The following is a 12,479-nucleotide window of genomic DNA, read 5'->3' on the forward strand; positions in this document are numbered from 1 at the left end:
CTAATGCGAAAAATCGCAACAAATCTCGCAGTGGATTCACGTTCGACGTGGAATCGCCTCCCACGGCACACTCATACGAGCTTTGTTAGCAACCGGCAATCGACCCCCTTGCTGGCGGCAGCTGAAAACCACGTCCAAGGGGTGGCGTGACGGTCGACTGGGCGTCCTGTGCGTCGACTGTGCATCCATGGCGGCCCGGTGCGTCGAGTGTGCGTCCAGGGCGACGACACGCCGAGGAGCTCCGCCCTGTGCGCACACTGAAATCCCTGAGCGCACACTCGATGCCGGAGTCCCGCGATCGACGGCGGCGGACCGTCTGAGCCCGGTCCGCGGCAGCGGGGCGGCGACGCTACGCCGAAACCTCTGCCGCACCTACTGAATCACCGACGGGCGTGTGCCTACCGGCAAAGGCGTCTGACTTTCCCTCACGCGTCTGCACCGAACCGACGCGCCAGCGCCTGCCGGTCCACCTTGCCGATCCCGCGCAGCGGCAGCGTGTCGACGATGTGCAGTTCGCGGGGTGCGGCGGTGCCCGCCAGGACGCGCGCGACGTGGGCCCGCAGCGTGTCCAGGGTGGGCGCCGCGCCACCGTCGGGCACGACGACCGCGGCGGCGACCCGCTGACCGAGCCGGTCGTCGGGCAGCCCGAACACCGCGCAGTCGGCCACGGCCGGATGGGTGCGCAGCGCCGCTTCCACTGGCTGGGGCAGCACGGTCACCCCGCCCGTGCTGATCGCCTCGTCGACACGTCCCGACACCGTCAGCCGGCCCGAATCATCGAGCGCACCAACATCATTAGTGCGAAACCAGCCCGGCTCGGCGAACTGGTCGGGGTTCGTCGGGTTGCGATACCCCTTGGCCAGTGTCGGGCCGCCGACCGCGATCCGGCCGTCGGCGTCTACCCGAACCCGCACCCCGTCGAGCGGGACGCCGTCGTAGACGCAGCCGCCGGCGGTTTCGCTCATGCCGTAGGTGCGGACCAGCGTGATGCCGGCCGCGGTGGCTGCGTCCACGACTGCCTGCGGGGCCGGCCCGCCGCCGACCAGTACCGCGTCGAGAGATGCCAGCGCGGCCGTGGCCGCCGGGTCGGCGAGCGCCTTGGCCACCTGGGCGGCGACCAACGCGGTATACCGCCGGCCCGAGCCGAGAGCCGCTACGGTAGAGGGTAATTCGGTGATATCGAAGCCCGCCGAGACATCCAGCTCGACCGGATGGGTCCCGGCCAGCAGGCTGCGCACCAGGACCTGGACCCCGGCGATGTGGTGCGGAGGCAACGCGAGCAACCAGTGTCCGGGACCACCCAGCCGGTCGTGGGCGGCCGCCGCGCTGGCTGTCAGCGCGGCGGCGGTGAGCAACGCGCCCTTGGGCTCGCCGGTGGTTCCCGACGTCGTGATCACCAGGGCGACGTCGTCGTCGATCTGCGCACCGACCCGCAGCCCCGCCGGCGGGGACGTGCCGGGCGGGATCGGGACCAGGGCCGGCCCGCGGCCGTGGAGAACTCTCTCCAGAGCGGGCAGCAGCGACCGCGCCGCGGAGCCCGCGGCGACGGCAAGTGCCTGCAGGACGGCTATGGGCGCTCCTGCGCATCGCGGGCGTCGTCGAGCGGCCAGCCCTTGGCGGCCAGCCGTGTCCGCACCCGCTCGACGTCGTCCGGTGCGGGCAGTTGATCGGTGAACTTGGTGATCACCACACCGATGTCGATCCGGTCGAACTCGTCGCGGTCCATCAGTTCGCGAGCCACCGCTGTGACCTCGTCGGTCGTCAGTCGGTGCGACAGCAGCGCCAGCAGCGGAAGGTAATCGGTCGGCGGGACTCCGTCGGGATATCCCGCGCGCAGCCACGCGATGATCGACTCGAGGAATCGGTTCACGGTCAACTTTTCCGGCGGCGGCCTCGTATGAGCAGGACTGGCGTCGACGTTACGTCGGTTCGGCGCCGAGAATGAACCAACCGGTGTGGTGCCCGATGAAGTCGCGAGCAATGAACAGGACCCCGACGATCACCGCGGCCAGCAAGAACGCGAACAAGGCGACGCTGAGGGCAGTAAGCGACGGGCGTTTGCCCGTCATGGTGTCGCCGCTGATTCCGGCGCCGGCGGCGCCGAGCCTGATGCCGAGCGAGAACAGCGCCGGCAGCCCGGCGCCCACCAGCAGACCGAAGACCATGATTTTCAGTGTGGCGGTGTAGTCGAACCAGGTGTTCATAGGATCGGCGCCCCGGGTGCGGCGGGTTTGACGCGGGCTTCACCCGGTAGGTCCTCGGGCTCCTCCAACCCGGCCGTCAGGGAGCCTTCCCACTCGTGGTTGACGTTGCTGTGGTCGACACGCACCTTGCGCGCCTGCAGCCAGATGGCCAGCGCGGTGATGCACAGCACCGTGAAACCAACAATCACGCCGGGGTAGCCGCCGATGCCGTGCACCAGAACATAGGTGAGGGTGCCGATGATCCCGGCGGCCGGCAGCGTCACCGCCCAGGCGGTCGCCATCCGGCCGGCCACCGCCCAGCGCACCTCAGCCCCGGGTTTGCCCAGCCCGCTGCCCAGTACCGCCCCGGTGACCACCTGCGTGGTCGACAGCGCATAGCCGACGTGAGCGGACAGCAAGATGATTGCCGCCGAGGAGGTTTCGGCGGCCATGCCCTGCGGCGGCTTAATCTCCACCAGTCCCTTGCCCAGGGTGCGGATGATCCGCCAGCCGCCGGAATAGGTGCCCGCCGCCATCGCCACCGCGCAGGACACGATCACCCACAGCGGAGGCACAGCGGCGGCTTTGCTCACCGCCCCGTAGGACATCAGCGCCAAGAAGATCACGCCCATCGTCTTCTGGGCGTCGTTGGTGCCGTGCGCCAACGACACCAGCGACGCGGAAATGATCTGACCGCGACGGAATCCACGGTCGGTGTGCTTCTCCGGGACGCCGCGGGTGAGCCGGTACACCAGCCATGTGCCGATCGAACTGACCGCGGTGGCCAGCAACGAGGCGACCACGGCCGGGATGATCACCCGCGAGACCACGCCGCTCCACATCACGCCGTGCACGCCGACCGCGGCGATGGTGGCGCCGACGATGCCGCCGATCAGCGCGTGCGAGGAACTGGACGGGATGCCGAACAGCCAGGTCAGCAAGTTCCACACCACGCCGCCGACCAGGCCGGCGAACACCAGCTCCAGTGTCACCAGGTGCGCGTCCACCAGACCCTTGGCGATCGTCGCGGCCACCGCCGTGGACAAGAACGCCCCCACCAGGTTCAGCACGGCGCAGAGGACGACCGCGGGTTTCGGTCGGAGCGCGCCGCTGGCGATCGACGTGGCCATGGCGTTGCCGCTGTCATGGAATCCGTTGGTGAAATCGAAGGCGAGCGCCGTGACCACGACCACGATCAAGAGCAACAGCTCAAGGTGCACGCTGCTCATTGTTATGACCGTGGCGGATTTTTGTCTAACGCGATACGCGGCAAAAGCGGAGTTCGGGAAAGCCGTCGCCGAATATTATCCGGCGGTTAACCTGCCGGCGGGCGGCGTTCACCGCGGGTGTCACGGCGCAGCGGGTGGTCCGCCGGTATCTGCACGAAGATCACGGTGACCCCGTCGGGGTCGGTCACGTGCATCTCGTGCAGTCCCCAGGGTTCGCGCCGCGCCTCGCGCGCGATGGGCACGCCCCGGCGCTCCAGCTCGGCCTGGGTCGCTCGCACATCGCGCACCTGTAGCCACAGCGCGCCCGGAAACGGTCCGGCGGGATGATCGCGCGCGCCGTGGCCGGCGAGCTCGATCAGCGACTGTCCGGCGTAGAACACTGTGCCCGCGCCGTATTCGCGGGCGATGGCCAGCCCGATCTCGTCTCGGTAGAATCGCAGCGAACGCTCATAGTCCGCCGGCCGGAACAGCATCCTGCTGGCCAGTATCTCCATAGTCGACGTGTCTATCACGAGCCCGGTTGGATGCGCTGGCGCTTCATCAGCGCGGTGGCCCAGGCGGGGCCGACGGTGTCGAGCGCCTGAGCGGCAAGCGCGATCCGCGGCGCGATCCGCACCGGCCGGCTGCGCGCGGCGGTGATCATCCAGTCCGCGGCCTCGTGCGTCGTGAGCGCCGGCATGCCCCGGTAGGCCTTAGTTGGTTCGATCATCGGGGTGGCCACCAGCGGGAAATACAGCGTGGTCGAGTGCACACCCTTTGGGCCCCATTCGGTTTCGACGACCCGGCTGACCGCCGACAGCGCGGCTTTGGACGCGTTGTACACCGCGAACAGCGGTGCGGCTTCGCTGAAGACGCCCCAGGTGGCGACGTTGATGATGTGGCCGTCGCCGCGGGCCAGCATCCCCGGTGCGATGCCGCGGATCAGCCGCAGCGGCGAATAGTAGTTGAGCACCATGGTCCGTTCGACGTCGTGCCAGCGTTCCAGCGACTCGGCCAGCGGACGCCGGATCGACCGGCCGGCGTTGTTGACCAGGATGTCCACCCCGCCGATGCGCTGCTCGACATCTGCGACCAGCGCGTCCGCCGCGTCCAGGTCGGACAGGTCGCACGGGACGGCCAGCGCGGTGCCGCCCGCTGCCGTGATCCTGGCGACGACCGCGTCGAGCAGGTCGTGGCGGCGGGCGACGGCGACGACGGTCGCGCCGCGGCGGGCGAACTTCTCCGCGGCGGCCTCGCCGATTCCCGAGGAGGCGCCGGTCAGCAATATCCGCTTGCCGCCGAGGTCGACGGGTTTGGCCGCCGGCGAGCGGAGCCGCAGGTGCGGTGCGACGGGCGGCCGCATGCCGGCCAGGGCGATCTGCTCGGTGATGCGGCGCAGCGGGCTTTTGCTCACAGCTGGCGAGTCTAGGTGGCCCTGCGCAGGCTGAAAAACATCCGGAAAAACCGGAGCATCAGTCCTGACCCGTCGGCTGAATTGTTGGCGGGGCTGTGTTGTCACCGCGCTGTCAGGGGTTGATCGCCAGGAACACGTAGGCGGCCAGCAGGACCAGGTGCACCTCACCCTGCAGTCGGGTAGCCCGTCCCGGCATCACCGTCAGCACGCTGATCACGACGGTCAGCGCCAACAGCACCAGCTGAATGGCGTCCAGGCCGAGGATCAGCGGCCCGGCCAGCCAGATCGACGCCAGCGCGATCGTCGGGATGGTGAGCCCGATGCTGGCCATCGCCGATCCGTAGGCCAGGTTCAAGCTGGTCTGAATGCGGCCCTGGCGCGCGCGCCGCACCGCCGCGAGGGTCTCGGGCAGCAGCACCAGCGAGGCGATCACCACGCCTACGAACGTGTGCGGAAACCCGGCCGCGGCCACAGCGCGTTCGACCGCTGGCGATTCCTGCTCCGCGAGGCCCACCACCGCGATCAGGGCGACCAGAAGCAGCCCCAGGCTTCGCAGCGCCGCCCTGGTGCTGGGCGGATTGGCGTGGCTGTCGTCGTTTAACACACCCTTCTGGCCTTTCTGCGCGATCGGCAGAAAGAAGTCGCGATGGCGCACCGTCTGGGTGAAGACGAAAAGCAGGTAGAGCAGAAGTGAGGCAACCGCCGCGAAGGTGAGCTGCCCGGGTGAGAACTCCTTGCCCAGGCCGCTGGTGGTGAACGCCGGCAGCACCAGGCTCAAAGTGGCCAGGGTGGTGACCGTGGCCAGCGCGGCGCCGGTGCCTTCGGCGTTGAACACCGTCACGCCGTAGCGCCGGGAGCCGACCAACAGGGACAGACCGGCAATCCCGTTTGTGGTGATGATCAACGCCGCGAACACGGTGTCCCGGGCCAGCGTCGCGGCCTCGTTTCCGCCGGAGGCCATCAACTCCACGATGAGGGCCACCTCGATCACCGTCACCGCGACGGCGAGCATCAGCGACCCGAACGGCTCACCGACCCGTCGGGCCACCACCTCCGCGTGATGCACCGCGGCCAGCACGGCAGCGATCAGAAAAGCCGCCGCTATCACAACCAGCGCCGGCCCCAGCTGCTCGCCCCGGTTCCAGGCCAGCACGCCGACGGCAAGCAGCGGCACCACCACGGTCCAGGACACGCTGATCGACATCGACCGCCATTCTCATCGAAGTGATCGGGCCGGGCGACTTGAGACGGCCTGTACTCCGCGAATTGCTGGCGGTGACCGCCCCGCCCCGCCACACCGTGCCCGCCGCCTTTCGGGCCCTGGGAACGGTACTGGCTCAACGCCTTTTACGCCAGCGACCGCTCGACGATCCAGTCACGAATCGTCACACGAGTTTCGCCATCAGTGCGTCCCGAGGGGACCGGCGGCTTGAGCCGTCGGGGGAATCGGGACTTCCGCCGCGTGGCGGCGGATCTTGTCGTTGCCCACTGCTACCGTCCTCATCAGGGTCGGACTGGCCCGTCGTGCGGCGTCGGGAGACGCACCGCAGAGAAGAATCTGAGGCTGAGTGAAGGTCATGAAGCTGCTGGCTTCAGCCATCAGAGATGTCACGGATTCAGGTTTAGAAATACCGCGGGAACCGGCTCCAATCCGGGGGCCGCTTCTCCAGGAACGCGTCGCGGCCCTCGACGGCCTCGTCGGTCATGTACGCCAACCGGGTGGCTTCACCGGCGAACAGCTGCTGGCCGACCAGCCCGTCGTCGAGAAGGTTGAAGGCGTACTTGAGCATCCGTTGCGCCTGAGGCGATTTCGCGTTGATCTCCGCCGCCCACCGCACGCCCTCTGCTTCCAGGTCGGCGTGGCCGACGACGGCGTTGACCGCGCCCATCGCGTGCATCTGCTCGGCGGAATATGTCCGGCCCAGAAAAAAGATCTCGCGGGCGAACTTCTGACCCACCTGACGGGCCAGATATGCCGACCCGTAGCCGCCGTCGAAGCTGCCGACGTCGGCGTCGGTCTGCTTGAAGCGGGCGTGTTCGCGGCTGGCCAGCGTGAGGTCGCAGACCACGTGCAGGCTGTGCCCGCCGCCGGCCGCCCACCCGTTGACCAGACAGATGACCACCTTCGGCATGAACCGGATCAGCCGCTGCACCTCGAGGATGTGCAGCCGCCCGGCCCGGGCGGCGTCGACGGTGTCGGCGGTCTCCCCGGAGGCGTACTGGTAGCCGCTGCGTCCGCGGATGCGTTGGTCCCCACCGGCGCAAAACGCCCAGCCGCCGTCCTTGGGCGAGGGCCCGTTGCCGGTCAGCAGAATGACGCCGACATCGCTCGACATCCGGGCATGGTCCAGCGCGCGGTAGAGCTCGTCGACGGTGTGCGGGCGAAAGGCGTTACGCACTTCCGGGCGGTTGAACGCGACCCGCACGGTGGCGTCGGAGACGTGCCGATGGTAGGTGATGTCGGTCAGCTCGGCGAACCCGTCGACAGCTCGCCAGATGCCGGGGTCAAACTCGACCGGCCGGACCGCCTCGCTGCTGGGCATACCGAGACGCTACCTGTCATCGCTCCCGGCGCTCCGCCAAGGCCGTGTTTGCTGGCGGCCCGGTTTCCGGTTGTCTAGTGTGTGGTTGCGTGTCCGCTGAGTCGCACTACCGTGAGCCGCACCTGGGTTCGGTTTCGGCCAGACTGAACTGGTTGCGCGCCGGAGTGCTGGGCGCCAACGACGGGATCGTGTCGACGGCGGGCATCGTGGTCGGCGTCGCCGCGGCGACCGTGACGCGGGGACCGATCCTGACAGCGGGCGTCGCCGGCCTGGCCGCGGGCGCGGTGTCGATGGCGCTGGGCGAATACGTGTCGGTGAGCGCGCAGCGCGACACCGAGCAGGCGCTGTTGCGGCAGGAGCGCCGCGAACTCCGCGAGGACCCGATGGCCGAACTGGACGAACTCGCCGCGCTCTACGAAGCCAAGGGATTGTCGGCGGCGACCGCGCGGACCGTCGCCGAGGAACTCACCGATCACGATCCGATCGCCGCGCACGCCGAGGTCGAGCTCGGCTTCGATCCCGAGGAGCTGACCAGCCCGTGGCAGGCCGCGCTGTCGTCGGCGTTGTCGTTCAGCGTCGGCGCGCTGCTGCCGCTGATCGCGATCCTGACCGCACCCATCACCCTGCGCATCCCGGTCACCGTCGCGGCGGTGCTGCTGGCGCTGGTGATCACCGGGGCGGTGTCCGCAGGCCTGGGTGGTGCCCCGAAAAGCCCTGCGGTGCTTCGCAATTTCGTCGGCGGCGGCCTGGCGTTGGCGATCACCTACCTGATCGGTCACCTGCTCGGCGCCGTCGTCACCTGAGTAGCTCGCCGACCGTCACGCCAGCGTGACGCCAGGCGGCCGAAAGTTCAGCCGACGGCGCGGCCGGCGCCCTCCCAGAACCGGGCCCGCACCGCCTTCTTGTCCGGCTTGCCCAGCCCGGTCACCGGCAGCGAGTCGACGACCACCACCCGCTTCGGTGACTGCACCGAGCCTTTGCGCTCCTTGACCGCGGCCTGGATCTCGGCGGTCATCGTTTCGATCGCGGCGTCGTCGCGCGGCGCCTCGGCGCGCAACACCACGACCGCGGTGACGGCCTCGCCCCACTTGTCGTCCGGCGCCCCGACCACGCAGACCTGCGCGACGGCCGGATGCTCGGCGACGACGTCCTCGACCTCGCGGGGAAACACGTTGAACCCGCCGGTGACGATCATGTCCTTGACCCGGTCGACGATGTAGTAGAAGCCGTCTTCGTCCTCGCGGGCCATGTCGCCGGTGTGCAGCCAGCCGTCCCGGAACGTGTCCGCGGTCGCGTCCGGCAGGTTCCAGTAGCCGCCGGCCAAAAGCGGCCCGCCGACGCAGATTTCGCCCACTTCACCCGGCGGCACCGGACTGCCCTCAAGGTCGAGCAGCGCGACACGGGCGAACAGCGTGGGCCGCCCGCAGGACGTCAGCCGCTGCTCGTCGTGATCGCTCTTGGCCAGGTAGGTGATGGCCATCGGCGCCTCGGACTGCCCGTAGTTCTGGGCGAAGATCTGGCCGAACCGGCTGATCGCCTCGGCCAGCCGTACCGGGTTGATCGCCGACGCGCCGTAGTAGACGGTCTCCAGCGACGACAGGTCGCGGGTGTGCGAGTCCGGGTGGTCCATCAGCGCGTACAGCATCGACGGCACTACGAACGTGGCCGTAATACGCTTCTCCTCAATGGTTTTCAACACTTCGGCGGGGTCGAACCTGGGCAGCACGTACATCTGGCCGCCCTTGACCAGGGTGGGCAGGAAATACGCCGCGCCGGCGTGGGAGAGCGGGGTGATCATCAAAAACCTTGGCTGCTCGGGCCATTCCCATTCGGCGAGTTGGATCGTGGTCATGGTGGCGATCGACGCCGCGGTGCCCATCACGCCCTTGGGTTTGCCGGTGGTGCCTCCGGTGTAGGTCAGGCCGATGATCTGGTCCGGCGGCAGGTCGGCGGCGGACAGCGGCTGCGGCTCGTATTTCGCCGCCTCGGCCGACAAATCGACCGCAACACCGCGCAAAGCCTCGGGCACCGGGCCGATGGTCAGGATCTGCTTCAGCGACGGCACCTTTTCCAGCAGGCCCAGCGCCCGCTCGACGAACATCGGGTTGGGGTCGATGATCAGCGAGCTGATCCCGGCATCGGAGAGCACGTAGGCGTGGTCGTCGAGCGAGCCCAGCGGGTGCAGGGCGGTGCGCCGGTAGCCCTGGGTCTGCCCGGCGCCGATGATCATCAACACCTCGGGCCGGTTCAGCGACAACAGCCCCACCGCTGCGCCGGTGCCGGCGCCCAGCGCCTCGAACGCCTGGATGTACTGGCTGATCCGCTCGGCCATCTGACCGCCGGTCAGCGTGGTGTCGCCGAGGAACAGGACCGGCTTGTCGCGGTGGCGTTTGAGCGCGCCGACCAGCAGGTGGCCGTTGTGGGTCGGGTTGCGCAGCAGTTCGTCACTCATGAGCCAAGACTAGAACGTGTTGCAATTCCGGTCGGCCTGGCCCTCGCAGCACTAGCATTGCCGGTCATGGCCGAGGCTGATCTCGTCGTCACCGGAACGGTAGTCACCGTCGACGACGCGCGGCCCACCGCCGAGGGGCTCGCCGTCGCCGACGGCCGGATCGTCGCCGTCGGAACCCGATCCGACGTTGCCGGGCTGGTGGGCCCCGGCACCGAGACCGTCGATGTCGGAGACGGCTGCGTCATGCCGGGATTCGTTGAGGCACATGGTCATCCGTTGATGGAGGCACTGGCGCTGTCGGACCGGATCGTCGACATCCGGCCGGTCACCGTGCGCAGCGCCGGCGACGTCGTCGACGCCATCCGCCGCGAAGCCGCCGTCCGCGGACCGGCCGGGGCGTACCTCAACGGGTGGGACCCGTTGCTGCAGAACGGACTTCCCAAGCCGACCCTGGCCTGGCTCGACGACCTCGCACCGGAGGGGCCGCTGGTGATCGTGCACAACTCCGGGCACCAGGCCTTCTTCAACTCGGCCGCGGCCCGCCAAGCCGGGCTCACCCGGGACACCCCCGACCCCAAGGGCGCCCGCTACGGCCGTGACGCCGCTGGCGAACTCGACGGCAGCGCAGAAGAGATCGGCGCGGTGTTCCCGCTGCTGGACGCCGCGATCGAGCCCAGCGCCTATCCGGAGATGTTGCGCGCCGAATGCGCCCGGCTCAATCGCGCCGGGTTGACCACCTGTTCGGACATGGCGTTCGATCCGTCGTTCGGGCCGCTGCTGGACCGACTGCACGACGAGCTGACGGTGCGGTTGCGCACCTACGAGATGTCCAACCCGCAGATGTCCAGCGCCGCGACGCCCGGGCAGGGCGACGACCTGGTGCGTCAGGTCGGCATCAAGATCTGGGTGGACGGCTCACCGTGGATCGGCAATATCGCGCTGTCGTTTCCCTACCTCGACACCGCCGCCACCCGCACGATCGGCGCGGCCGGTTCCTGCGGACACGCCAACTACACCCGCGAGCAGCTGGCCGAGATCGTCGGTGCCTACTTCCCGTTGGGCTGGCAGATGGCCTGCCACGTGCAGGGCGACGCCGGGGTGGACGTAATTCTCGACGTGTATGACGAAGCACTGCAATGCGATCCGCGTCCCGATCACCGTTTGCGGCTCGAGCACGTCGGCGCCATAAGGCCCGACCAACTGGCACGGGCCGCCGAGCTGGGCGTCACCTGCAGCCTGTTCGTCGACCAGATTCATTACTGGGGGGATGTCATCGTCGACGGGCTGTTCGGGCCGGAGCGCGGATCCCGGTGGATGCCGGCGGGGTCGGCGGTGGCCACCGGGATGCGCATCTCGCTGCACAACGACCCGCCGGTCACCCCGGAGGAGCCGCTGCGCAACATCAGCGTGGCGATCACCCGCACCGCGCCGAGCGGGCGGGTGCTGGGGCCGCAGGAGTGCCTCACCGTCGAGCAGGCGATCCGCGCGCAGACCATCGACGCCGCCTGGCAGCTTTTCGCCGACGACGTCGTCGGATCACTGGAGGTCGGCAAGTACGCCGACCTGGTGGTGCTGTCGGCCGATCCGCGGACGGTGCCGGCCGGGCGGATAGCCGATCTGCAGGTGCGCGCTACCTACCTGGCGGGCCGGCAGGTGTACGGCCTGTGACGCTCGATGACGTCCTAGACCGCTTGTACGTGGTGGCCCTGCCGATGCGGGTGCGTTTCCGCGGTATCACCACCCGCGAGCTCGCGCTGATCGACGGCCCGGCCGGCTGGGGAGAGTTCGGCGCGTTCGTCGAATACGGCCCGGCGGAGGCCGCGGCGTGGCTGGCCGCCGGGCTGGAAGCCGCCTACCGCCCGGCGCCACCGGCCCGCCGCGGCCGCATCCCGATCAACGCCACCGTCCCGGCCGTCGCACCCGCGCAGGTGCCCGACGTGCTGGCCCGCTTCCCGGGGGCGCGCACCGCCAAGGTCAAGGTCGCCGAACCCGGGCAGACCCTGGCCGACGACGTCGCCCGCGTGCAGGCGGTCCGCGCGTCGATACCGACCGTGCGGGTCGACGCCAACGGCGGCTGGACCGTCGCGCAGGCCGTCGAGGCCGCCGCCGCACTGACCGCGGGCGGCCCGCTGGAGTACCTCGAACAACCCTGCACCACCGTCGGCGAGCTCGCCGAGCTGCGCCGCCGTATCGACGTACCGATCGCGGCCGACGAGAGCATCCGCAAGGCCGACGACCCATTACACGTGGTCCGGTCCGGCGCCGCCGACATCGCCGTGCTCAAAGTCGCGCCACTGGGCGGCATCACCGCGCTGCTGGAGATCGCCGCCGCGATCGACATCCCGGTTGTGATCTCCAGCGCGCTGGACTCCGCGGTGGGCATCGGTACCGGGCTGAGCGCCGCGGCCGCGCTGCCGGAACTGCGCCACGCCTGCGGGCTGGGCACCGGCGGGCTGTTCGTCGACGACGTCGCCGAGCCGGCCGTCCCCGTGGACGGCTACCTTACGGTCGGGCCGGTGACGCCGGACCCGGCGCGGCTGCAGGCGCTGGCCGCGCCGCCGCAGCGGCGACGATGGTGGATCGAGCGGGTCCGGGCCTGTTACCCGCTGGCCCAGCAGACAGGGCCGGCCCAGCAGACAGGGCCGGCCCAGCAGACAGGGCCGGCCCAGCAGACAGGGC

The 12,479-nt window shown here is 69.4% G+C and carries 11 protein-coding genes and 1 pseudogene; 3 read left to right on the top strand and 9 right to left on the bottom strand.

Going from position 1 to position 12,479, the window contains the following annotated elements; genetic code table 11:
- Nucleotides 1–425: 425 nt before the first annotated feature.
- The 8 genes and pseudogenes from menE to ABDW21_RS05235 form a co-directional block, all read right to left on the bottom strand.
- Nucleotides 426–1,475: an o-succinylbenzoate--CoA ligase gene (gene menE, locus ABDW21_RS05200; RefSeq protein ID WP_343710164.1), complete on the bottom strand. Its 1,050-nt coding sequence runs from the start codon at nucleotides 1,473–1,475 to the stop codon at nucleotides 426–428.
- 92 nt (nucleotides 1,476–1,567) lie between these two features.
- Nucleotides 1,568–1,870 (bottom strand): DUF3349 domain-containing protein, encoded by a 303-nt coding sequence (locus ABDW21_RS05205; protein WP_343710148.1) that lies wholly within the window; start codon nucleotides 1,868–1,870, stop codon nucleotides 1,568–1,570.
- A gap of 49 nt (nucleotides 1,871–1,919) precedes the next feature.
- Nucleotides 1,920–2,204: a hypothetical protein gene (locus ABDW21_RS05210; protein WP_343710149.1), complete on the bottom strand. Its 285-nt coding sequence runs from the start codon at nucleotides 2,202–2,204 to the stop codon at nucleotides 1,920–1,922.
- A gap of 62 nt (nucleotides 2,205–2,266) precedes the next feature.
- A pseudogene (locus ABDW21_RS05215) lies at nucleotides 2,267–3,403 on the bottom strand (inorganic phosphate transporter); the annotation flags it as partial.
- Between the two features lie 95 nt (nucleotides 3,404–3,498).
- Nucleotides 3,499–3,906, bottom strand: coding sequence for a VOC family protein (locus ABDW21_RS05220; protein WP_343710150.1), 408 nt, complete (start codon nucleotides 3,904–3,906; stop codon nucleotides 3,499–3,501).
- 14 nt (nucleotides 3,907–3,920) lie between these two features.
- On the bottom strand, nucleotides 3,921–4,805 hold the full coding sequence (locus ABDW21_RS05225) for an SDR family oxidoreductase (protein ID WP_343710151.1): 885 nt from the start codon (nucleotides 4,803–4,805) through the stop codon (nucleotides 3,921–3,923).
- A 112-nt stretch (nucleotides 4,806–4,917) separates the two neighbouring features.
- Complete coding sequence (locus tag ABDW21_RS05230) at nucleotides 4,918–6,009, bottom strand: calcium:proton antiporter (RefSeq protein WP_343710152.1); 1,092 nt, start codon at nucleotides 6,007–6,009, stop codon at nucleotides 4,918–4,920.
- A gap of 418 nt (nucleotides 6,010–6,427) precedes the next feature.
- On the bottom strand, nucleotides 6,428–7,348 hold the full coding sequence (locus tag ABDW21_RS05235) for a 1,4-dihydroxy-2-naphthoyl-CoA synthase (RefSeq protein ID WP_343710153.1): 921 nt from the start codon (nucleotides 7,346–7,348) through the stop codon (nucleotides 6,428–6,430).
- A gap of 89 nt (nucleotides 7,349–7,437) precedes the next feature.
- Between ABDW21_RS05235 and ABDW21_RS05240 the strand changes: the two genes are divergently transcribed.
- On the top strand, nucleotides 7,438–8,151 hold the full coding sequence (locus tag ABDW21_RS05240) for a VIT family protein (RefSeq protein ID WP_343600502.1): 714 nt from the start codon (nucleotides 7,438–7,440) through the stop codon (nucleotides 8,149–8,151).
- A gap of 47 nt (nucleotides 8,152–8,198) precedes the next feature.
- On the opposite strand, the gene fadD8 is transcribed toward ABDW21_RS05240, so the two are convergent.
- Complete coding sequence (gene fadD8, locus ABDW21_RS05245) at nucleotides 8,199–9,800, bottom strand: fatty-acid--CoA ligase FadD8 (protein WP_343710154.1); 1,602 nt, start codon at nucleotides 9,798–9,800, stop codon at nucleotides 8,199–8,201.
- A gap of 66 nt (nucleotides 9,801–9,866) precedes the next feature.
- Here fadD8 and ABDW21_RS05250 point away from each other — a divergent pair, with 66 nt between their 5' ends.
- Nucleotides 9,867–11,468: an amidohydrolase gene (locus tag ABDW21_RS05250; protein WP_343710155.1), complete on the top strand. Its 1,602-nt coding sequence runs from the start codon at nucleotides 9,867–9,869 to the stop codon at nucleotides 11,466–11,468.
- Between the two features lie 44 nt (nucleotides 11,469–11,512).
- The coding region (locus ABDW21_RS05255) for an o-succinylbenzoate synthase (RefSeq protein ID WP_343710165.1) at nucleotides 11,513–12,479 on the top strand (967 nt) is incomplete at its 3' end.

This window comes from Mycobacterium sp., from assembly GCF_039583805.1.
Classification (GTDB): domain Bacteria; phylum Actinomycetota; class Actinomycetes; order Mycobacteriales; family Mycobacteriaceae; genus Mycobacterium.

Coding starts and splice junctions, on each gene's coding strand:
- ABDW21_RS05230 (WP_343710152.1), bottom strand. CDS start 6,009: ATGTCGATCAGCGTGTCCTGGACCGTGGTGGTGCCGCTGCTTGCCGTC.
- ABDW21_RS05250 (WP_343710155.1), top strand. CDS start 9,867: ATGGCCGAGGCTGATCTCGTCGTCACCGGAACGGTAGTCACCGTCGAC.
- ABDW21_RS05210 (WP_343710149.1), bottom strand. CDS start 2,204: ATGAACACCTGGTTCGACTACACCGCCACACTGAAAATCATGGTCTTC.
- ABDW21_RS05235 (WP_343710153.1), bottom strand. CDS start 7,348: ATGCCCAGCAGCGAGGCGGTCCGGCCGGTCGAGTTTGACCCCGGCATC.
- fadD8 (WP_343710154.1), bottom strand. CDS start 9,800: ATGAGTGACGAACTGCTGCGCAACCCGACCCACAACGGCCACCTGCTG.
- ABDW21_RS05220 (WP_343710150.1), bottom strand. CDS start 3,906: ATGGAGATACTGGCCAGCAGGATGCTGTTCCGGCCGGCGGACTATGAG.